A 22855-nucleotide genomic window follows, 5' to 3' on the forward strand; every position below is an offset into this window, starting at 1 on the left:
GCTCAGGTGTCTTATGACTTCACGGTTTGACGAGTTATTTTCACCTGACAGATTGCGGCAAAACTGGCAGCAGCAAGTAATCCCTGTACTTCAGCCAGCACAACTTGAACTTAATCTTGATATTCAAACGACTTATCATGAATTGCAGCGTCTGGTTGCTGAAAGATTCCTGGATGCCGGCCGCCTGTCAGTTAAATTTGATGAATTAACTGAGGAAATTAAGCAAACATTTCCACTGGACGCGACCGTTCTGGCCGTTGACGCCAAACAAAAAGAAGCGATTATCAGTATGTTGGAGCAACTTGAAGAGTTGTTATGGGCAATGGACTTGGCTAAAGGTGGAAAGTGATGACATCGTTGGAAAAACGTATTGTCGAAAATGTTGCGAAATTTGATCCCATCAGTCTGCTTATGCTATTGGCGCATGTTGGTTATGGCATGGATGAGCTTTTGTTTTGCAGTCACTTTAGCAACTGCTCCCAATCGCGTCTGATTGAGTCTATCGAATTTCGTCACTCACCAAGGAAAGTGCTTATTACGTTCAACCTCGGATTATTGGGTGGACAAAGTGTTCTGCCCGATTATCTGTTTAAGCAAGTTCATAATCGTACCATTGATGCCGACAGGTTTGCGGAGTTTTTTGGGTTTTTCGACGACCGGTTATTACGACGTTTCTTGTTGGCTATTTATCCTGAATTTGATGAAACGATTATCCCGAACTGGGAAGTCAGAAAAAAAGCGGCACTTTATACCTTGAGACTGGATAACATTTCTACCCTTCATTGGTTGATGCAACTGGTTTTTCCTGAACTACAGGTGAGAGTCGAAAAAATTACGCTTGAGCGAAGCATTGATCTGGGTGCGCCTATTCTGGGGAAATCCTGTTTGGGTTACCAAACCGTATTGGGAAAAATAAAAAAGATCCCGGTTCAGGGGAAGCGTATCACGCTGATTAGTGATGAGGATAATTTTATCAAGGATCAGCCCTGGCCTCATGAAATTGAGCAGCGATTTAAAAAATTACTGCTTCCTGTTTTACAGAGTGTGGATATGGACATGGATATATGGCTGATGATTCGTAGCCAAGGTACTTCGCTGAGTTTAATGCAAAACAGTTATCTGGGTTATGAAAACATACACAGTGACAGGCTTCAGTTTCGGCAAATCCGAATATTTTGCGGTCGATTATACGATTGGCACTAAGGAAAAACACGATGAGAATTGAATTATTACAGGGCATCTTTTCGGTAACCGAAACTCCGGGGCTTGATTCTACAGACCCGCGTTTTGACGAAATCGCAACCTTGGTGCAGTCAGGAAATCATGCGGAAGCGGCCAGTCTTAGCGAAGCCATTCTTGCTGAGGGGATTTATGATGTCCGGTTGATTTGTTATTTTCTTTATGGACATTGGTTAGAGCAAGGTCTGGCAAGCTTGGTTGATGTTATTGACTGCTTAAATAATGCCATCATGGAAAATTGGGAGGCTATTGGTCCGGCTACCCGACGAGTAAAAAATCTCGAAAAAAGTTTGGACTGGTTATTTAGACAAATACTGAAAAAAATACAATACGAAGAGCATAAAAACAGCACGCTGTGGAAACAGTGGCAAGCCGATACCCTCAACAATGAGGTGAATAAAATACTGGAATCGGGTCAGGCCTTTCGTTTAAGCATTAACCATCAATTCGAGGATAAAGCCGGCCATATCATTGATCTATGGAGTAAGATAGAACAATGGCTACGGGTATTTCAGCAACTGGAGTGTCCACCACTTGAGCCATTACAGCCCGAACTTGAAGAGCTTAAGGATGATGTCTCCGAGATCGTGGTGGTCGATACTCCTTTGCCGGTAACAGTATTTAAAAGTAGTGCCTCAGAACTTGAGAGTTCTTATCACATGGATCTTTTGCTAAAGAAATTGGCCGCATTTGAACGATTGGTTCAAGAAGAGAAATTTCCCCGGGCGGCTTTGGTGGCGGATGATATTAACCAAACGTTGTCCACATTTGATCCCATGCTTTATTTTCCGAAAATGTTGGGGGCTTTTGTGCGCTTGCAGGCACTTAACTTTGACGAGTTATCTTCTTACGCCGATCACAGGGAAAGTCAGCAATGGCAGGCCATGCAGGACTGGTTGAAAATTGATGTTGATAGTTTTATAAATTATTAGGAGTTGATATGCCACTTTTAGTTACTGCTGGTGCTGTTCTTTCATGTACTTTTGGAGCTGCACCGTCAACGCTGGTCGTATTGCCAATTAATCCCGTGATGGTCGATATGCCCGCTGCCAATATCATAGACAATATTCCGTTACTCAATATTTTGCCGTTCGGCATGTGTAGCAGTATGGCAAATCCCATGGTGATAGCCGCTACGGCAGCGGCTTTGGGGGTTCCAACTCCCATGCCCTGTATTCCGATGACTGTAGCACCTTGGTTGGCAGGCGCTCCCACCGTATTGATTGGCAATATGCCCGCACTTAGTAGTGATAGTAAGTTGCTGTGCAGTTGGGCGGGTTCTATCAGTATCAGCGTTGCCGGTCAAGTTCCGGTGATGGTTTAATGATGAAGCTTTCTGGTCGATTTTACCGGAAAATTCATGTCGGATAATAACAATATAGGCCCTTGGTCGGCGGCTAATTTTGCCTTGATTGAAGCGTCCTTATGGCAGGAAAATCAGGAATCGCCGGCTGATTTAGCGTGGCTGGATTTGAGTTGGAGAGATCCCGTTAGTTTTTTTAAGGCGCTACATGCCTATTGGGAGCGACGACAAGCAAGCCAATCCAAAAGTATACCCTGGTCTCGTTATGATTTTTACCACGATTTACTGGTACGACAAAAAGACCAGACGACATCGGCTTTGGTATGGTTCGACAGAGGTATTTGGCGAACCTGGTCTTATGCAGAATTAGGTCAGGCCGTTAACAGCTTGGCGGCCTCTTGGGAAGAACTTGGTGTGCAACCAGGTGACACGCTTACAATTCTGCATCCTCCGGGTCCGCATTGGTTGATGGCTTTACTGACCGGATTACGGTTAGGGGCAGTGATTTCGCTATTACCACCGCAAGGCAATGCTTTTGTACAGCGTCGTCTGAAAAATCTGGACCCACAATGGCTGGCGATGGATCAACTGTATAGGCACCAGTTGGCGGCAGAGTGGCAAGACCGAGTGTTAACCAATACCTTATCGTCCTTGGCACCGACCAGACGACCTTATGAATATCCGGGTACGGCTGTTGTTGCTCAATGCTTTGATTCCACCAGTGCAACGCCGGACTTGGCATGTCCGGTTGATGCCGATAGCCTTTATCTGGGCGCTCTACGGGATGGTGTGTTGGCATTGGGGATTAAATCCGGTCAAGCGTTTGCCGCACCGGGTTGGAATGCAATGGAAAGTCAGCCATCGTTGGTTTTGGCCGTTTTATTAAGCGGTGCGACTTGGGTACACATCGAGCTTGCCGATCTGGAAAAAGAGCCTGGGCGCTTATTGGAGCAGCCTATTGATGTGTTGGGTGTCAGTCGGTCTTTACGTGATTTATTGCTGGCTAATCCTCCTGAGGGTAAAAAACCCTGGCGCTATTGGTTTCGTCATCCGGCTGAATCGGCTGACTTTACCATTTGGCAGAATTTTATCCGGAAATTACAGCTGGAAGAAATTTATTCGGGTAACTTGCTATGGATGGCGGTTTGGGGAGGGGCGATCATTTTTTCAGCGAGGCTACGTGGACATTCTCATCTTGGCGTATTGCCCGCAGCCACACTATGTTGGCAACTGGGTATTATTGACTCTCCGGACTTGCCTTGTCTGGGGGGTTGGGGTCGGATGGCGTTAGGTAAACAAGAAAAAGGTAAAAATGTTTGGACAGCCACGCCTTTTATTTTGGCTCCCTACCTGAAAGCCTGGAATTATCTGGGACAGTATCCGCGAGGCAGGGCAGGACGCACTTATCCGCAACAGGAAATATTGGCTTTACTGGCAGATAAAGTAGCTTATCCGGCTTTGGTTGAGGCGGCAGTGGGCGGCGGCGATGCCGATCCACGTCAGGTATTGTTGGTCTTTGGTGAAGGCACGGATGCACCGGCATTGCACTCGCTCATCGAAACCGAGTTGGGCAGTGATTTTCTGCCGGACCGCATAGAATGTTTGCCGTTATTGCCACAACGCAATGCCGATGGTGGGGCGGATAAAGAGTGGTGTCAGTTTCATTATTTAACCGGGGAATTGTATCGACGTCAACGTGGCGATATTTATCGCTGCCTGTCCGGTTTAAAGCAGAAAATTTTGGCGTAAATTATTTATTTTGGGAGATTTGTTATGGGTGTTGATTTTTACTATTATCTAAGCTATGCGGCGGAAAAATTCGTAGGCTTTGGGCTGTGGGCGCACAAGACAAGACCTGACCCCATTTTCCCTTCGGTTTTCCCATTTTCACCATTTCAGACGAAGTGTTGTTAAATGGTTTGAAAAATCAATTGACAACCTTATTGGTTTTATCAGCTCCTGTAGAACTTAGGAATAGGAAACAAAGATGACTAGCTTATTTACAAATATCGCGAATACAGAAGAACAAGTGGTACTGGCAGACACGATCGTGACCAGCGTTTTCATGGGCCTCGTACGCGAACGCCTTGTCAATGGTTACCAAGTATTCATTGGTTATGGTGGAGGGTTTGACCCCTACGAGGGAAGCCAAAGCTTAGGGGGGAGCAAGAAAGTTGACGCCGTCGATGAGGTCTTTCATAGAGATCTTGAGACCCTCCTCCGACGAAAATTCAGTTTCTATGCCGACCAAATAGTGATTGGTGCTTCCAACAAATGGGTTGATACATCGAAGGGGAACCGCAGTCATTTCCCGACGAGCAGTTTTGTTATCACTGGGGCTCAATCTCGAGAGCAGATTCACAAAGATATGTCGATGAAAGCCAAGAGGCTTGCACTCGATTGCCTCAATAGTAACACTTATCAAGCACGCAACCCTAGTCCATTAGAGGTAAACAAAGAACGAGGCGCATACTACGGGGTAGCAGACCTCAATAATGGTCAGGTTTATGGACCTATCGCAACAACCCGCCAGGTGTATCGCAATAACAGCGGCCGATGGATGAATCCTGGCCAAGGCTGGATTTTCACCCCCACTGGCGAAATCGCTAGTGGCTCCCATGCCGCCATGGTGGATACAGATGACGAAAGATATATTCAGGCCCTTGGCGGGGGGATGAGTGCTGACGATTTGGTTGTGGGGTACTGCCATGGAATGATTTTTGCTGAACATATCTGTATGGTCTCTGGTGGTGGAACGGCTTATGAGATCTCGATGAACGAGCAGACCTGTAAGAATGCTTCTTGCTTCGGATGTGCAACATTCATGTTTGCTAATGGCATGCCACCCAGTTGGATGCACCTTGGATCTGCAGAGTCGTGGTCACCACTGCCCGAAGATGCCGGTAATTTTGCCTATCATGCACACTTCAATAACGATCGACTTGAATCCGTAGCTAAGAGCATGAATAACGCGTGGACTACTGCAGTGGCACGATGGATGAAGGAAGGAGTGATCTACCCAAGAAACTCCTCAAAATTGTCGTCACTGAAAAGCGCTCTTGCATCGAAAAACGATCGCGAGATCGCCTATTTGTTCCTCGATGCGCTCACCATTCATGGCAATAACGATTTTAAGCGCATTATAGGTATGCTGGAATAAGCGAAAAACACACGACGGGGTCAAGCCCTTAGGGAACCAAGGGATCAGGTCTTGTATTTTGCACAATCAGTTTAAAACCAAAACATAATACAACTCTGCAATATGCAAGACCTGACCCTATTTCTCGAACTTAAGATAATCTTTATAGGACAATATAAATGGCAACATTACTACCATCACTTGATGAACTCTTAGTATTTAATGGATTAATTCGTAAAGCCACTGACGAAGATTCACATCTTAAATTTGATATATTTACTTATGATGCGATTCTGGAACGTTATAATCATAAGAAACCAGTCTTGGGTCATAAAATCAATGACAGTAAAGAACAAATTGTTTGGTTAGCATTCCAAACAGGTCTAAAAACAGCTACTCAAACTGCTGTTCATATTTCTGTATACCATGCATACAAAATTGCTGTAGCGGGAATTGGTTCAGCATTGACCCCTTGGTTCGCTGTAGCAGAAATAGCTTCTGGCTATGATACTCTTATGATTTTATATGATATCAAAGACGAAAATAACAAACGACATTGTGGCGATTACACTTGTAGTTGTGGCAATTGTGCAAAATATATCCAATATATAATTGACAAAAAAGAAGGAAAGGCAATAAAAACAGCAATAGGAGTCAGTACACTTGGGGTTTCTTCGATAGGTACATCCTTCTACTCGGTGGGTAAAAGCTTTCAACGCGGGCGACCAAAAGAAATAAATTGCAAAGGCCTAATTGTCTCAGCTCGAAAAGGTTGCCTCAAAGCCATCGCTACAATTTTTTTGCTTGTTAGTGATAAAGAATCAAGTATTTTTTCTAAAACTAAAAAAACTGTTGTCACAGAAAAAACTATTGCAATATTAATGGCTGTAGATGGCTGGAAGCGACTCAAAAAAACATTTTAACTGGACGTGTTAACTGGACGTGAGGGTCAAGTCTTGCAAAATCACAAATACAATGGATAGAAGAAGATCAATTCCCCGCAGAATACATTTCCAAATATACAAAACCATAAAACCACGGGGTCAGGTCTTGAATTTTGTATGGGTATGCTTCGGTTTCAAACTGATTGTGCAAAATTCAAGACCTGACCCTATTTCTCGTATGAGCCCATAGTTCCAATTAATCGTGGCTTGTTGGATTTAAAGCTGATGGTTATAAACTGAATATGAAAAACGGTGAGATGTTGAATTTTAGTTTAAAAATGAAGCGGGATAAAAAAGAGACTTAGCCCGTAGGACGCAATAGCGTATTGCACCGTTATGGAAGCTGCCCCAATTGCATATTACAAACCACGAGGTCTGGTATTGTATTGTGCATATGAATATTAAATAACATTATCAATAAAAATTTAGTTTTTATCGGTGAAAGACATTGATTTATAGAGATGTTTATTATCCGCATTTAACCCTGCAATTAATAAAATAACAGAAGAAAACCATTATCATGATCATCGAGAAATTTAATCTGAAAGCACAAGAATGTATTGAGCGTTCTTGTCGGTTAGCTGTTGAAAAAGATCATGGTGTGGTTACGCCTTGGCATCTTTTGGCGATTCTTTTAGGGACTAGCGATATCGGCAGAAGTTATCTGGAGCAGGCCAATATAGATTTAACCAGGCTGGGTCTTTTGGTTGATGGCCAACTGATCATACAGCCGAAGGCATTAAAAAATACCCAGCAAACACCGATTAATCGTGAACTTGAAAGGGTGTTTATTTATGCCGAACAAGTATCGACGCGTATGGGCGATAAATATATCGGCATTAATCACTTGTTGCTGGCTTTGTGGGAACTGAATGAATTGGTTACTGCCTTGACCGAGGCGGGTGGAAACAAGGCGGTGTTTACCCAAATACTGGATCAGTTGCCTCAGGGTGGTTACAGCAGTAAAGAGAGTTCCGGTGAATTTGAATATCTGGCTAAATATGCCCGCGATTTGACCGAAATGGCCCGGCAAGGTTTACTTGATCCGGTGATAGGTCGTGTCGATGAAATTAATCTTGCGATTCAGGTATTGTGTCGGCGGATTAAAAATAATCCCATCATAATTGGTGAACCTGGCGTTGGTAAAACGGCTATTGTCGAGGGCTTGGCGCAGCGAATTATTGCCGGTGACGTACCCAGAGATCTGATTGGCTGTTCGGTGTTGGCAGTGGATATGGGCTTGTTGGTTGCCGGTGCCAAATACCGGGGCGAATTTGAAGAGCGTTTTAAGCGCCTGTTGCAGGAAATCGCCGATGCCGGAAATGTCATTATCTTTATTGACGAAATTCATAATTTGATCGGTGCGGGTAAGTCCGAAGGCTCAATGGACGCCGCCAATCTTCTTAAACCGGCCTTGGCGAGGGGAGAGATACGTTGTATCGGTGCCACCACCAACGAGGAATACCGCAAACACTTTGAGAAAGACTCTGCTTTAAGTCGACGCTTTCAGGTGGTACGGATGGACGAACCGGATGACGAAACGGCGTTGATGATTTTGCGTGGCATTAAAGAAAAATACGAAATGCATCATGGCATACGTATTACCGAAGCCGCTTTGCTTGCAGCAGTTCGTTTTTCCAGACGTTATATTGCTGACCGATTTTTGCCGGATAAAGCCATTGATCTTATTGATCAGACCGCTGCCACCGTACGTATTGCTCTTTCTGCCAAGCCTGCCGAATTGGAAGCTCTGGATCGTCGCTTGGTCGGACTCGAAATAGAATGGTATTCATTGACCAATGAAGTGGATGAAACGCGTAAACAACAGTTACATAATGAACTGGTTGCACTGCGTGAAACCAGTGTGCAAATGACGGAACGTTGGGAGCGTGAAAAACGGGCGATGACCGAAGTTCAAAGTACCCGTAAGTTGCTGGAAGAATCACGCCTGGAAATGGAGCAGAAAATTCGCGAAGAAGATTTTGTGCGCGTTGCCGAATTGCAGCACAAGGTAATTCCGCAAGCAGAAAGGACGCTGGCAGAATATGCCGATATTGATACCACGGAAATTAATCCCCAGAAAAACTTTATTGATGAACAGGATATCGCCGCTACGGTTGCAAGGTTGACCGGGATTCCGGTAGCAAAGATGCTTGATTCCGAACAGCAACGACTACTGCAATTGGAAAGTCATTTGCGGGAGCGGGTGGTGGGGCAGGAAGAGGCTGTTGCTGCGGTATCCAGGGCCATTCGACGTGCCCGTACCAATATCCAGGATGCCAATCGACCACTGGGTTCTTTTCTGATGCTTGGTCCGACAGGTGTTGGTAAAACCGAATTGGCAAAGACTTTGGCGCAATTTCTGTTCAACGATGAGTCGGCGATGGTGCGTATTGATATGAGCGAATATATGGAGAAGCATTCGGTCGCCCGTCTAACCGGTGCGCCTCCAGGCTATGTTGGTTATGAGGAAGGTGGTGTACTAACCAATCAGGTGCGGAGTAAACCCTACAGTGTGATTCTTTTCGATGAAGTGGAAAAAGCTCACCCCGATGTATTTAACCTGTTTTTGCAAGTACTGGACGAAGGGCGTTTGACAGACAGTCGCGGGCAGTTGGTTAGTTTCACCAATGCCCTGATTTTGATGACCTCCAATCTGGGCTCGGAGTTTATTGAACCGGTAGAAACTGAGGAAGAGCAGCAACAGATGCAGACGCTAATCATGGACAAAGTACGCAGTCATTTTCGTCCTGAATTTCTTAACCGTCTTGATGATATTCTGATTTTTCGTCAACTGACCCTCGAAACCATGCGCCCCATTGCCGATATTCAACTGCGGCGTTTGGCCAAGTGCCTGGAAGATCGCAATATTCTCCTCAATATCAATGACGAAGCCTGCAACAGTTTGGCACAGTGGGGATTTAATCCTCTGTATGGTGCTCGCCCACTAAAACGGGTTATTCAAACCAGGCTTCAAGATCCGCTGGCCGAACTGTTGCTTAAGGGAGAACTTTGCGATGGGCAGCAGATTGTCATCAGCATTACTGACGGGGAATTGGTATTTACCGGTACCAATCCGGAAAAAAATCCGGATGACTCAGAGAATACTATTATAAACGAGGAGGCTTAAATGCCTTTAAATGCTTCATTGAACAAATTTGATACGGTGATTTCCGTACTGGGTTGGCTTGATTGGGTAGGCTTAACAGTTGTGCTGGTGTTGTCAGGCATCTTGGGATGGCTGATTTGGCAGCGAAAATATGCCAAAGGTGCCGGTAAACCCGCCATTCCGGCAATTACTGTTCCGGTAAAGCTTTTATTAGCCTCTAATTGCTTATCAACGGTTTGGCGTCGCTTTGTCGGTGCCATTCCCTGGAGACTGCGTTCCGGGGCATTGAGTGTCCCGCTTTCTTTGGTTATCGGTGATGCAGGTTCAGGCAAGACCGGTATTATTGATAGATATGGCCACTGGCAAGGGCAAGATTTTCGTTTTCACCCCAGTGCCATTGATGATCCGTTACTACAAGTCTATCTGGGCGATAAGTCTTTGGTGCTGGAGTTTTGTTCCTCACTACTGTATGACACGAGTTCTGCAGCTTATCACGCCATAAAAGAATTATGGCGACATCTGCCGCCCCGTCCTCAAGCGGTTATGGTGATTGATGCAACTACTTTGCTGACGCCAAAAACTGAACTGCTGCGCCAATCAGGCCAAGCCTTATTCGGTAAGCTGCAAGCATTCGGCGAGCTTGAACGTAAACCCTTACCGCTTATTCTGGCTCTGAGCCACATGGAAAAAGTCGAGGGCTTCGTAGAATTTTGCCTTTTTTTGGAAGAGGCCGGCATCCCTTTGCAAATAGATTTTCCGCAAATGGACGGCATCAATCAGCTGGCATCCTGTCTTGATGGTTTTCAACAGCATTTACACAGGGCACTGGTGACTCGCCCAGCCCAAGACTACCTTAAAATAGTTGCCTTCCTTAATGAAGCTCCACGCTTGCTTGGTGTTTTGGTTGAGTTTTTGCGTGTGGCCGGCTTGGAACAAGGTCTGGCATCTCCCCCTGTCGTTCGGCTTTGTCTCCTATCGGAACAGGTTAACAGCTTTGGCTGTCAGCCTTTCTCACTACACGCCGGTATTGTAGAGAAACCAAGATTTGCACTCAATGGCCATGCCAAAGCCGCGCTTATTCTGTTATTAGCCGGAGCGGCCTATTTAATAGTGTGTTATAGATATCAACAGATTTTGCAAACTAAAATATATCAAGGCATTCAAACTATTTCTACGACTCCGGTCGAACATTACGCAGAAAATATTGGCTCATTATTTTTTAATCCTGGTCAACCGTTGAGTGACGAGGCATTGTTACTCTGGAGACCGCTTCAGCCTACATATTTCAAAAATATCGATAATCACAGCAAGCGTTTATTGATTTCCGAAATACGAAAATATTATGTATTCCCCCTATTAAAACAAATCCAGTTTGAGCCAAATGCCACTTTTAAAACCAACAGACTTATCGGAATATTATATGGGACGTCGACTAACGAAATAGGTAAACTCATATGGAAAAATCCGGAATTAAATCCGATAGATATGGATAAGTACGGAGCACTTATTAAAGACTATTTAATGTACAATTCAAATACTGATGAGTTGGATAATGAGTTAAATAAAATCACTTATACCCAGCAATCATATGTTGATGACCATATGCTATGGTTGGTGCTGTTTCATAAATTTGCAGATATTCTGAAAAGACCGTTTGTTCAGGAAGCCGAGTTTAAAGCCTTGCAACAAGAGTTGGTACCGTTTCTTGGTATTATTGATCAGCTGAATTATTATAATCAGCAACCAGAAATTACCCAGTGGTTGGTGCAACACACCAACTTACGCAGAAATGCGACAGTTAAATATGACAGCCAGTCAGGATTGGACCAAAAAAGTATTGGTCAATTATTAGGCCTTGTCAGCAACCTCAAATTTAGCAATACCGATAATTGTGATGTGACTCTATCCCTGAAGGAGTGCCTGGGGCTAATTCAAGAGTTGGCCAATGCTAAAACAGACACTACATCACCTGACATGATTTTTAGTTTGGACGGCGAATATTTTTCGTTTACCCTACAGCAATGGGTAGATTTGATCAAGCGTAGTCGCGTGAGTATGATGCTGCGCAACCTGATTTATAATCACAGAAATTATGACGGCTGGGTGTTTTTTAATTCGCCTTCGACTTATACCGATGTGGAGATGAATTCTTCCAATAATGGCGGCATGTTGTTCGCCGGTAAGGCTCGTATTGACGGACGTTTGACGGTCGATGCTTTCGAGCAGTTTGTTAAACCCGCAATAATAGACTTGTCTGATATTGTCGCCAAACTGCCTATTGATGCCAATGAGAAACAATATTTTGGCGATTTTGTACTTAAGAACTTAAGTACCTACTCTGATCGTTATGTCAGTTCTTATTTAAATTATTTTCGGCAATTTCAGGTTCGTATTGATTCCACTTGGGGGCTGAATTATGTGCTTGATGATTTGCAACAGCCCAATTCCCAACTATTGGAAACCTTGGTGCAGATAAAGAAAAACACGGCACTTAATTTACCTACCTCACCGAACTTTCAGCCGCTGGCACAAAAGCTGACCGTATTTCGTTTTATCCAGCGTTTGATGGAGGAAAAAAATGGCGTTTATCCGGAGTTTCAAAAATATCAGCTGATGATGGCACAAATGCAATATGAGATGGGTTCACGCGAACCTTATGTGCCGAAAAAATCTGATGATAATGCCGCTTCCCTTAAGGGGGCGTTAACGCCGATAGGCCGTGTAGCGTGGGCAATGAGAGCACACGAAGATGGTGCCTATTCAACGCTGGTCAAAAACTGGCTGCAAAATGCCGGCATCCTGAATAATTGGCAGCAACCGTTTCTGGCTCCGGTACAAAAGGTCGAAGAATTTGGTACTGCCGAAATTAATCAGAATATCGCCGGTATTTGGTCGGATATCTGGGATTCTAATGTCGCACCGTTATTGGTTAAATTTCCTTTTACACCTAATGCCGGACGTGATCAGGAGTTGGCAATGGATGATTTAATTAAAATTTTCCATCCGAAACAGGGTATTTTCTGGATTACCTTCCAGCAATACCTGTCGCCTCTGGCGAGTCTTGGTAACGGAGTATGGGTTAAGCGCCATGACTTATCAGACAGTGTTGTGCTACCTCCAAATTATCTGGATCGTCTTAACGCTGCCCAACAACTTACTGCTAATCTCTGGGATGGACAGGGTAATCCAAAAGCACTTGAATTATCCGTTAAGCCGGGATTGTTACCGACCTTTGACAGCAAGCAAATACCTCACGCGCCATTGGTGTCCTTATCATACTTACGCAAAGGCGGCGTCTCCGTACTCGGTTTTAATCAACAGGCCGATTGGCAAAAATTATCTCTGGAGTGGTGGCTGACGCAACCTGCAGAGGTGGGTATGGAGTTTCGTAAAGATGCTGATCCGACTCAGGTCTATACCGATATTACCGTTGCTGATTCGCCCTGGAATTTTTTCCGGCTCCTGCAACAAGGCCAAGTTACTGATACTCAAAATTATCGGTGGAAACTCGCTCACCCTGATTTTCCTCAGCAACCGTTAAACCTTGATTTTTCATTTCGAGCCAATCCATTGGCAATATTCACCAATCTTGCCGGGAGCTAAGTCATGATAGACTTTTCACTTTTGAAGGTTTTTTCGCCGTTGGCCGTGGCCATTGTGTTGGTTGCCTGTTCCAGTACACCAAAGCCGCCGCCACCGTTGGTTTTTGATGTCACAACGACTATCCAGACCAACAATGGCGGGCTGTTTTATTTTGTTGTCCGTAGTGCCAATGAAAAGCAATTTATGCTGGAAACTTATCAGGATGTTGCCAATAAAGCTTTCTCTGATCCGCCCGATCAGGGTGTATTAGGTGTCTTTTCGGTAGTTCCGGGTACTCAACAAGAATACACCGTAAATCAACCGGCGCAGGGTACGATAGCCTTGTATTTTTTGCTTACCAAGCCTGGTTCGCAATGGAAGAAGCTGTTTTCTGCACCACTTGAAGATAAATATAATATTAACTTAAAAGCCAATAGCCAAGTTGAGATAAACAAGGATACACCTTGGTATTCGTGGTTTTAATGGCGCAATGGCTATTGCGCTGTAGCTTGGTACTCACTCTGATCTAATTAATTTAACGGATTTGTTTAAGGAATATCACATGGCAGACTACTTTTCTCAGCTGCATAAGCAGGCGATTAAAACACAACAATCGACTTTTAATTCGATAACAGGAAAATACGCACCTTCTACTCAAAAAGTCACGCTAAGTGAATCACAAAAAAACCTGGCAGCCATCAACTATTTTTTAAAAGCCGGGCTTGACTATAAAGGTCAGTCTCAGTGTTGTTATGAAAAAAAAGGCGGCGGGCTTCAAGTTAATGGCAGTATTGATCCTGGACGAATTTTAGGAGTTTTTAGTACAGAACTAAGTCTCTCTGCTGGATTGACTCGATCTAAAGAGATATTGCTGATTGCACAGCGTGGTCCTTCCAAGCTAAATGATTTGCTCATACCATCACCTATTATGATCAACTCTTTAGTAGGCGCGAGCTGGGAAGGTTCTGCCAAAGCAGGAGTAGAGATAACTGTTGGTGTAAAGTATTCTGTCGGTATTAATGAAGGATCTAAAATTGAAAAATCTTGGGTTAAGGAGGAAGACGATCCTAACGAACCTAAAATAAAACTGGAAAATATGGGTTTAGCTTTTGAGGCTGAAGCTAAAGCCGGTTTTTCTGCCGAAGCCGGTTACCAATATCAACATTTTTATGCAGAAGATGTCTGCCCGATTCCTTTTGATAACCAGATAGAAGCTAAAAAAACCTTGGGAAAACTTTTCACCGAAGGTTCTTATAAAGCGATATTGAAAAAAGACGCTTGCGAGCTTATTAACGGCAATCGATTTTTTAATAAAACGGTCAGCTATGATGGCTTTTGGGGGCATATAACTACCAAGGAAATTATCAGTATTTTGTCTAAAGGTTGTCAACATCGTACTATGGGATCGGCAACAAAAAATAAAGCTCGTAGTTTAATTGATAGTTTACTTTGTTGGGCAGATGCTGATAAAAAACCAAGTATCCCCACCAGTCTGCGTATTTCCTCCCATAAAGGTGATGCCAAAGCCGGACTTATCGCTATTGCCTCGGTCAAGGTTAATGCTTATATTGTCGGTGTTGAAGCCAGTGCTTCAGCTGAAGCACTGGCCATTTCAGGAGTTTGCAAGTCTGCCAGTGTACGTTATCAGACGGTCTATTATGCACCCCATGAACTCTATGAAAAGGCTCATGTTATCATGACCCAAGATAGCAAAATTGTTTACAAACAAATAGTGTTCACTCCACTATCAGTAACAGCAGGCGCATCTTTCAATGCGCCTTTTTATTCTAAAGGCGCCGAAAAAGAAAAGCCGTTATTGGAACACGAAATACTTAATCGCATGACCTATACAACCACCACTGTATTTTGGACATCATCAGCTAAACTTTTAAATGAATCGCTACAAAAAAGAAAAATGTCACAGACGTTCAGTTCTCTTGGGTATAAAGGAACAGGCATATCTTTTGGTGGATCGTTTGAACTGGAAGATTTGATAAGTTTTTATAGATGCTACGATGGTGTAAAGAAAGAGTTCCTGGATAAGGAGGTCGAGGTATATTTTTATAGTATCGCAAAAAGTCTTAGTGTTGAATCTGAAGATTTGGTTAAGTTTTTTATGGAGCTAAAGAAAAACAATGAGTATGGCTTGCTGAATGATTTAGCCGAGGCTAATGGCGTCAAGACAGTGTTATTAGAAGCCAGTTTCAGTGTTACTGTTGATAGAGTGGATGTGATAAGTACTGTAAATGGCAAGAATGAATTAATCGAACTTGCGCCAGATACAGCAAAAAAGATCTTTGAAGCAGGTAAAAGTAGCAGGAAGTTGGAAGCCATTCGCATGCGTTACCGCATTCAAGATACGCACAATGGCGACTCTGATTTTACTCTTGGTTTTAAAGTTTTAGGAAATGGCCTTGGGATAAGTTTGAAAAAAGTAAACCAGGCCGGTTCCGAAGGAATCGTCGATTTGGCCACAGTATGGATGAATGGCTTGTCAAATGCTTTTTCTAATTCAACTAATTATGAACAAGCCGTTCCAGCAGTAACTCTTTTTTGTCAGTAAAATATACTGTTTGTCAGTAAAAATATCCTGTGAACTTACGGAGAATTTAAGACCTTTACACAAAGCGGGTTTCTCAAGTGATTAGTATTTTCAAATGATCCGCTCAGAGCTATAAGGTAATTTGTTGAGAATAAAAAAAACCAGCAAGCAATGTTATATTATCAGCAAGAAATTATCTAAGGTCTAATTGAGAGATGAGACCATTATTTTAGATTATTGTCGGTATAATAAGGCTTTCTGGTTGATTATTCTCATCTGCTTTTTTGCTGGCTGGTAAGGTAAAACAAAAAGTACAGCCATCTCCAGGCCGGCTATGAAAATTTAAATTGCCATAATGGGCTTCAATAATTGATCGGCTAATGGATAGTCCCATGCCCATACCATCAGTTTTGGTAGTGTAAAAAGGCATCACTATTTGTTGTTGTTGGTCTTCATTAATCCCTGATCCATTATCCGTTACGCTGATTTCAATATAATTATTGAGTGTTAATTGGCTATGTATCGCCAAGTTGCGTTGCTGTTTTTCCGGACAGTTTTTTAGGGCATCAATACTGTTTCGAATCAGGTTTATAATGACTTGCTCAATTTGGATAGCATCGACATTGACAGGCGGAAGAGGGTTTTGTAGTTTAAATGTCAGCTTTATGCTGTTGTGTTTAATTTCATCAATACATAAGCCGGCCGAGTCATGAATCAACGCGTTAACGTCGGTAATGGCATACTGTGTTATCTGTGATTTTATAAATTCCCGCATGCGACGAATGATTTGTCCGGCTCTTAATGCCTGTTGCTGGGTTTTGTATAAAATCTCGGCAAGCTTGACCAGATCAGGGCTTTCATTTTTAAGCAGGTTTACACTGACTTGTGTATAACTTGAAATGGCAGTTAATGGTTGATTGACTTCATGAGCAATCCCGGAAGCCATCTCCCCCATCAGGCCAAGGCGAGTAACATGGGCGAGCTGGTTTAGATGCTCCTTGTCTTGCTGCTCCCGGTATTTTCGCTCACTAATATCCTGTGCACTACCCAATATACGTAGGGGATTATTAACATCATCGTATTGTAATTCACCACTACCACAGATAAAACGAATAGTGCCATCCGGCAGTATAACGCGAAAATCCAGTTCCCGAGCTTCATGGCCATTCATGCAATCACTCATCCACATGCTCATTGCGTCATTATCTTCGGGATGGATTAAATCAATAAAAGCTTCTGACGAGTGCCCAAATGTTTCCCGGGTAACGCCATAAATCGGGTACATTTCATCTGACCAGCTAAGATAACCGCTTGCCAGATCTAAAGACCAGCTACCAATATGAGCGATACGCTGTGATTGTGACAACATCCGTTCTTTTTCTTGTAATATTTCCTGGACTTGTTTGAGCGCAGAAATATCGGTATGTGTACCGATCATGCGTAAAGGCTTGCCATCATCGCTGCGGGTAACCACCATCCCGCGTCCTAAAATCCATTTGTAACTGCTATCCTTACAGCGCAAGCGGAATTCGGTAATTGTCAATGTAGTTGTCGCCTCGACGGTTAAATCTTACTCTGGTTTGTTTTCTAAATAATCACTTCCTTGGTAGCATTTTTTTGTTTAGACCTTGTCTGGGTTAAGGTGGGCTGTCTGGATTTTTTCCCAATTACGGGAACTTCCAGTCCAGCGTTGCGGATGTTTAGCACGTGCTGCTTCGTAGACGACTTTACGGTTATCCAGAAGCTTGTCGTCCAAGCCTTCATGGCGTTGCGCTGGAGTAATAAACCGAATAGCGCTGTGACGATGCTCATGGTTGTACCATTCCACTAAGCTTGTGACCCACTGACGCGCTTCCGTAACATCGGCGAACGGCTTTAGCGGATAGTTAGGACGATATTTCAAGGTCTTAAACAACGATTCTGAGTACGGATTATCGTTGCTAACCGATGGCCGACTAAACGAAGGCATGACACCCAGTTGTTGCAAGGTCGCCAGCATAGTCGATCCCTTCATCGGACTGCCGTTGTCAGAATGCAGGATAAGCTGTTCTGCCTGTATCCCTTCACGATGACAGAGATCACGTAACAATTCGCCAGCCAAGGCGCTGTTTTCTTCTTCATACACCTGCCAACCGACGATCTTTCGGCTGAAAATATCAACAAATAGATACAGATAGAAAAACTGTCCACGGATCAGTGATGGCAGATAAGTAATGTCCCAACTGTACAGTTGATTAGGTGCTGTAGCACATGCCGCGCGTGGCTTTGTTCGTGTTTGAGCCGGACGTTCGCTACGCCGATGGGTAAGCTGTTTTTCCTCGCGCAGGATGCGATAGAAGGTCGACTCAGACGCCAGATAGCTACCTTGGTCGGCCAGTCGTGGCACGATCTGACTCGGTGGCAGATGACCAAATTCATCTGAATTAGCGACGATCAGCACCTCGGCACGCTCGATTGCTGTTAGTTTGTGTGGCGGTTGATAGTCACGCAAGGGGCGTTGATCGCAGTGAATCGTCTCACCTGTCTGCCAGCGTTGTAAGGTACGCTCACTAAGTCCTAATACTTCACAGGCTTTAGCTTGACGTGCTCCCGCAGTTACTGATTCATTAAGTAAAGCAATCACTTGTTCGCGCTCTTCGTGGCCAGTCATTCGACCTCTCCCCCCAAGAGCGCCCGGAACTTTTTTTGCAGTACCAACAGCGCTGCGGCTTCTGCTAAGGCTTTGTCTTTACGCAATAAATTGCGCTCAAGGCTTTGGACTTCTTCTTTCAATATACGCAGGACCCGCGCTTCTTCACGCTTGTCTACTAAGTCATCCTGGCGGCAGAAATCAGCTTTCCATTGTTCCAACTGATGAATAAAAACGCCGCGTTCACGACACCAGGCATTTAAGTCTTCACCGATCAAATTATAGGTTTTTTGTAAAGCAGTAAAGCGTTCTTCAGAGCTCCAATCTTCGGGACGCTTTGATTTTAGCGGTGCAAGTTTGACGTCCTGTTCCTTCTGTTTCATCCAAGCCTTCAAGGTTGTTAAATGGATATTCAATTCGTTTGCGACGGACTGAACTGATTGGTCATTACTACGATTGTATACTTTTACCAGGGCCTGCTCTCTGAAGCCTACTGAATACCTTTTATATTTTTTCATTTCTACTCTCAAATTTTATTTTTTCTTAAAAGTTGAGGCGACAACTATTCTGACGCAGGGGGGAATTCAACACTGTATGTATCGGTATTTCCTGATACATACATTTGCACTAATTTTTCAACATGTGTCTGATCATCTGGATGAATATGGCTTATCCATTCTCTATTGGTTGGCTGAATATCTTTTTCAGTATAGCCCAACATTTCTATCCAGCGCCGTGAATAAGTGACTTTCCCTGTTGGAATGTCCCAGTCCCATACCCCATCACCAGTACCTTCAATGGCAAATTTCCAGAGAAATTCACTTTCACGTAGCGCAGACTCTATCCGCTTACGTTCGGTGATATCGGTAGATATACTACACAATCCGTAAATACTGCCATTATCGTGACGTAGTGGCTGCTTAATCGAAACATAGGTATGCGCAATATGGGTGTCCTTATCGATAATAACTTCCTCGGTTGCTATGCGCTCACCCAGTTCAATAACACGGCGATCATTTTCATGAAATGCTACTCTTGTTACCTCATCAAAAAAGAAATCTTCCAATCTTTTGCCAATAATGCCATCCAGTCCTGTGCCAAATAGTTGTTGTGCCGGCTTATTGGCATACTGATACTGATAGCTGGAATCTTTGATATAAATCAAGGCTTCAACATTGTCGAGAATAGTGTTGAGTTTATATTCACTTTCCCGCAAGGCAGCTTCTGCAGTTTTTCTCTGTTCTATCTCCGCTTGCAGTTGGGCAACGCTGGGTAAGGACAAGGCATGTGGTGCAACCTTTAAGATCAGTACTGCAGTCGGGATCGAAATAAGCGCTATAAAGGCTTTAATCAAGCCATCCAGCCAATACAAGGGGATCCAGATGGTGATGGCTGAAATTAAATGTGAAGTACCGCAGGCAATAACCGATAGCGACAACAGGATTGCCAGCCACGGATAGGGAAAATCTTTGCGTTGCCGGACAAAATAGATAAGCGTTAAAGGAATGCAATAATAGGCAAGAGCAGTTAGCAGATCTGAACCAACATGTAGCCAAAGCAAGACAGGACTCCACGATAAACAATAACCGTGAGGAATGAGATCTTTAATACTAAAAAAGTCAATTAAGGGTTGCATTTTTAAGTCAAATTGGCAGTCATTATTAATGGCTGGTTTACGATAAAAGTGTTATGGTTATTTTTTTATAACAATTAAGTGTAAGAGGTAATGTCGTGAAAATACTCATTAAGCTAATCGCTATTTTGGCACTGGTTTCTTTAAGTCAGGTCAGTTTAGCAGTTGATCCGGTTGAAAAGAAATCGGAAATGAAAATGGATCATGCCATGGGCACCATGGATGAATCAAAAATGATGGAACATTTAAAAATAAAACAGGAAGAGATACTGAAGATGCATGATCTTTCCAATAAAATTCTTGCAGAAACCGATCCAAAGCAAAAACAGGTATTAAAAGATCAACAGCTTGAGTTGATTAAAGCTGAGTATATTCAAATGATGAATATGCATCATTCAAAAATGATGAAAATGGATAAATAAAGTAAAAATAATCCGGATATATCAGACATGTAACGAAAATTAATAATAGTCAGGTTACGATTTTTATTATACCGTAATCTGATTTGTTATATAAAAAATATCTGAACGATTTTATCAGTAAGAGATTACATCCTTGTTAACACGTAATTTTTAGTATCAGGTATAGTTTTACGGCATACACAAACCCTAATCAATCTACCGTTTTTAGATTGTATTTTCGTACCCGGTAGCGCAGTGTTTCTCGTGTTGCACTCAGTGCTCTCGCAGCGGCAGTCAGATTATTATCAGCTCGTTCCAACGTAGTTTTAATGATAAATCGATCCATATCATCCAGCGCCATGCTGCCGTCCAAAGGCAAATAAATACCTTGCCCACTCGATTTTTCCTGAGACGGGCTATTTTTTTGATCCCGATTATTTGATCCTGTTTGGGACTGCTGTCCGGGTAACTGTAGCCATTGTCCTGGAAACGTATTGCCATCAGCAAATAATACACAACGCTCAATAACATTACGTAGTTCTCTGACATTACCCGGCCAGAAATGCGCCTTAAGCTTGTTCCAGACATCATCAGGAATATCTTTTACCTGTCGACCAGCTTTGGCATTGTATTCGGCAACAAAGAGCGGCACCAGCTCATCAAGATCTTCAACCGCTTCACGTAGCGGCGGTAAAATGACCTTAAAAACACTTAAACGATGATATAAATCAGCACGGAAACTACCGTCCTGTGCCATTTTTTCCAAATCACGATTACTGGCAGCGACAATCTGGACATCAACACTGATCTCTTTTTCCCCTCCCAAACGCCGTACTTTATGATCTTCAATAGCCTTAAGCAGCTTGGCTTGTAAATCCAGCGGCATTTCACCAATTTCATCCATGAATAAGGTGCCGCCGTCTGCCTGTTCCAACAAGCCCCGGTGCCGTCCTGACGCACCGGTAAAGGCACCCGGTTCATGCCCGAATAATTCGGACTCCAGCAATTCGCGTGGTAATGCGGCACAATTAACTTCGATCATGGGTTGTTGGGCGCGAGGGCCGCCATAATGCAGAATACGTGCTGTTAAACCTTTGCCGGTAACACTTTCGCCACCGATAATCAAGGCGCTAAAGGGTACTTGTGTCAGTTTTGCCAATAATTGCCGAATATCTTGTGCTTGCCGGCTATGACCGATATAAGCTTCCGGTGAGTAGCGTCTATGTCCTTGCTTGGTTTAATCAATAACACGACGTTGTATTGAGGCACTGCGAGTCGCGCTGGTAACAACCAGGTCAAGACGCTCCAGATCACAAGGTTTTTCGAGAAAATCATAAGCACCCAAACGCAGCGCTCTTACCGAATCAGGAACACTGCCGTAGCCGGTCAAAAATAGCCATTCGGCGTAATTGACATGTTTTTTTACCCCTTCCATAAAATCCAGAGCGTTACCATCCGGCAAATTCATGTCGGATAGAATCAATAGCGGTTCTATACGATCTTTAAGTAGCAAGGTCTTCGCTTCAGCTAAAGTACTGGCCCATACCACATCCCAGCCTTGTGCGCGGTAGTGGCGTGATAATTCTGAACCCAGCAGCTTTTCATCTTCAATGATGAGCAAGGTTTCTATCATGATTTTTCTCAAGGAAAGCATTCTTTTGGTACCAATACCTCGACACAAGCGCCATGAGGTTGTTGATTGTTTAGCTTGATCGTGCCACCGATGTCTTTGATAAAACGTTGCACCATAGCCAATCCCAGGCCTGTGCCGCGTGGACGACTGGTGCGGAACAGACGAATACCATGAAGTACACCGTCGTCTCTTTGCCGCCAATCATTACTCCACGCAATTCACCGCCATCAACCTGACATTGCACACCGGGCACCATATCAACCACTGGCTCGTAATAACGCGGCTGCTGGAAGCTGATTTCAGTCTTTAACACTTCAATATAGCGCCGTACCGAGCGATCAGAAACAGCCAGTGCATCAACCTTTTCCTTCAGCTTGCGCAAGACTTTTACAGCTGACAAGTTCGGATAAGTTTGCAGCAACTGAATAATATAGACACAGTAGGCATCCAGCTTTTTGGTTCTGGCCATCTCATCAAGTTGACTGGCTATTTGGGTCTCGGATCTGTGTAGATATTTACTCACGGTATTGCGTGACAAACCCAGTTCTTTGGCAATCTTACGCTCGGTCAAGCCGTTGCCGTTATCGTATAACGATTTGATCTTATGGATTACAATCCACTCCTTCATAATAGCCCCTGAATAAAAATTTAGGGACTATCTCAGATTCATTGTTTAAAAGAAAATCTGAAAAAGTGGCTCA

General features: G+C 43.6%; 15 protein-coding genes and 3 pseudogenes. 12 read left to right on the forward strand and 6 right to left on the reverse strand.

All coding sequences use genetic code 11. The annotated features are described in order from the left end of the window. The first annotated feature begins 13 nt into the window (after nt 1-13). From KKZ03_RS09715 to KKZ03_RS09765, 11 genes are all read left to right on the forward strand, one after another. Entirely contained in the window at nt 14-349 is a 336-nt protein-coding gene (locus KKZ03_RS09715) for a hypothetical protein (protein WP_243221290.1), read from the forward strand. After that, nucleotides 349-1203 carry a hypothetical protein gene (locus KKZ03_RS09720; RefSeq protein WP_243221291.1) on the forward strand — a complete coding sequence of 285 codons (855 nt, stop codon included), beginning with the start codon at nt 349-351 and terminating at the stop codon, nt 1201-1203. Before KKZ03_RS09715 ends, KKZ03_RS09720 begins: the two co-directional genes overlap by 1 nt. A gap of 11 nt (nt 1204-1214) precedes the next feature. Beyond that, a complete protein-coding gene (locus tag KKZ03_RS09725; RefSeq protein WP_243221292.1) occupies nt 1215-2171 on the forward strand; it encodes a type VI secretion system protein IglI family protein in 957 nt (318 codons plus the stop codon). 8 nt (nt 2172-2179) lie between these two features. Then, entirely contained in the window at nt 2180-2563 is a 384-nt protein-coding gene (locus KKZ03_RS09730) for a DUF4280 domain-containing protein (protein WP_243221293.1), read from the forward strand. Nucleotides 2564-2599: 36 nt separating this feature from the next. Further along, a complete protein-coding gene (locus KKZ03_RS09735; protein WP_243221294.1) occupies nt 2600-4291 on the forward strand; it encodes an AMP-binding protein in 1692 nt (563 codons plus the stop codon). A gap of 238 nt (nt 4292-4529) precedes the next feature. Further along, nucleotides 4530-5702 (forward strand): hypothetical protein, encoded by a 1173-nt coding sequence (locus tag KKZ03_RS09740; protein ID WP_243221295.1) that lies wholly within the window; start codon nt 4530-4532, stop codon nt 5700-5702. Nucleotides 5703-5860: 158 nt separating this feature from the next. Next, nucleotides 5861-6604: a hypothetical protein gene (locus tag KKZ03_RS09745; RefSeq protein WP_243221296.1), complete on the forward strand. Its 744-nt coding sequence runs from the start codon at nt 5861-5863 to the stop codon at nt 6602-6604. Nucleotides 6605-7145: 541 nt separating this feature from the next. Then, nucleotides 7146-9755 carry an ATP-dependent Clp protease ATP-binding subunit gene (locus KKZ03_RS09750; protein WP_243221297.1) on the forward strand — a complete coding sequence of 870 codons (2610 nt, stop codon included), beginning with the start codon at nt 7146-7148 and terminating at the stop codon, nt 9753-9755. Then, nucleotides 9756-13337, forward strand: a complete 3582-nt coding sequence (locus tag KKZ03_RS09755) for a hypothetical protein (protein WP_243221298.1) — start codon at nt 9756-9758, stop codon at nt 13335-13337. It begins immediately after the preceding gene. A 3-nt stretch (nt 13338-13340) separates the two neighbouring features. After that, on the forward strand, nt 13341-13799 hold the full coding sequence (locus tag KKZ03_RS09760; RefSeq protein WP_243221299.1) for a hypothetical protein: 459 nt from the start codon (nt 13341-13343) through the stop codon (nt 13797-13799). 79 nt (nt 13800-13878) lie between these two features. Then, the gene (locus KKZ03_RS09765) at nt 13879-15879 is read left to right on the forward strand and encodes a hypothetical protein (RefSeq protein WP_243221300.1); all 2001 of its coding nucleotides are present in this window, start codon (nt 13879-13881) and stop codon (nt 15877-15879) included. Between the two features lie 208 nt (nt 15880-16087). Here KKZ03_RS09765 and KKZ03_RS09770 read toward each other — a convergent pair whose 3' ends face one another. The 3 genes and pseudogenes from KKZ03_RS09770 to KKZ03_RS09780 all read right to left on the reverse strand — a co-directional run bounded on the left by KKZ03_RS09770 (nt 16088) and on the right by KKZ03_RS09780 (nt 20123). After that, complete coding sequence (locus tag KKZ03_RS09770) at nt 16088-17401, reverse strand: PAS domain-containing sensor histidine kinase (protein ID WP_243221301.1); 1314 nt, start codon at nt 17399-17401, stop codon at nt 16088-16090. 78 nt (nt 17402-17479) lie between these two features. Next, nucleotides 17480-19005, reverse strand: a pseudogene (locus tag KKZ03_RS09775) (IS3 family transposase). Between the two features lie 44 nt (nt 19006-19049). Next, nucleotides 19050-20123 carry a PAS domain-containing protein gene (locus KKZ03_RS09780; protein WP_243221302.1) on the reverse strand — a complete coding sequence of 358 codons (1074 nt, stop codon included), beginning with the start codon at nt 20121-20123 and terminating at the stop codon, nt 19050-19052. A 95-nt stretch (nt 20124-20218) separates the two neighbouring features. Between KKZ03_RS09780 and KKZ03_RS09785 the strand changes: the two genes are divergently transcribed. Further along, a complete protein-coding gene (locus KKZ03_RS09785) occupies nt 20219-20542 on the forward strand; it encodes a hypothetical protein (protein WP_243221303.1) in 324 nt (107 codons plus the stop codon). A gap of 190 nt (nt 20543-20732) precedes the next feature. On the opposite strand, the pseudogene KKZ03_RS09790 reads toward KKZ03_RS09785, so the two are convergent. The 3 genes and pseudogenes from KKZ03_RS09790 to KKZ03_RS09795 all read right to left on the reverse strand — a co-directional run. Further along, a pseudogene (locus tag KKZ03_RS09790) lies at nt 20733-22154 on the reverse strand (sigma-54-dependent transcriptional regulator). A gap of 8 nt (nt 22155-22162) precedes the next feature. Further along, the gene (locus KKZ03_RS22010; RefSeq protein WP_371744880.1) at nt 22163-22270 is read right to left on the reverse strand and encodes a hypothetical protein; all 108 of its coding nucleotides are present in this window, start codon (nt 22268-22270) and stop codon (nt 22163-22165) included. A gap of 44 nt (nt 22271-22314) precedes the next feature. Further along, a pseudogene (locus tag KKZ03_RS09795) lies at nt 22315-22782 on the reverse strand (helix-turn-helix domain-containing protein); the annotation flags it as partial. Nucleotides 22783-22855 lie beyond the last annotated feature (73 nt).

Source organism: Methylobacter sp. S3L5C, assembly GCF_022788635.1.
Taxonomy (GTDB): Bacteria; Pseudomonadota; Gammaproteobacteria; order Methylococcales; family Methylomonadaceae; genus Methylobacter_C.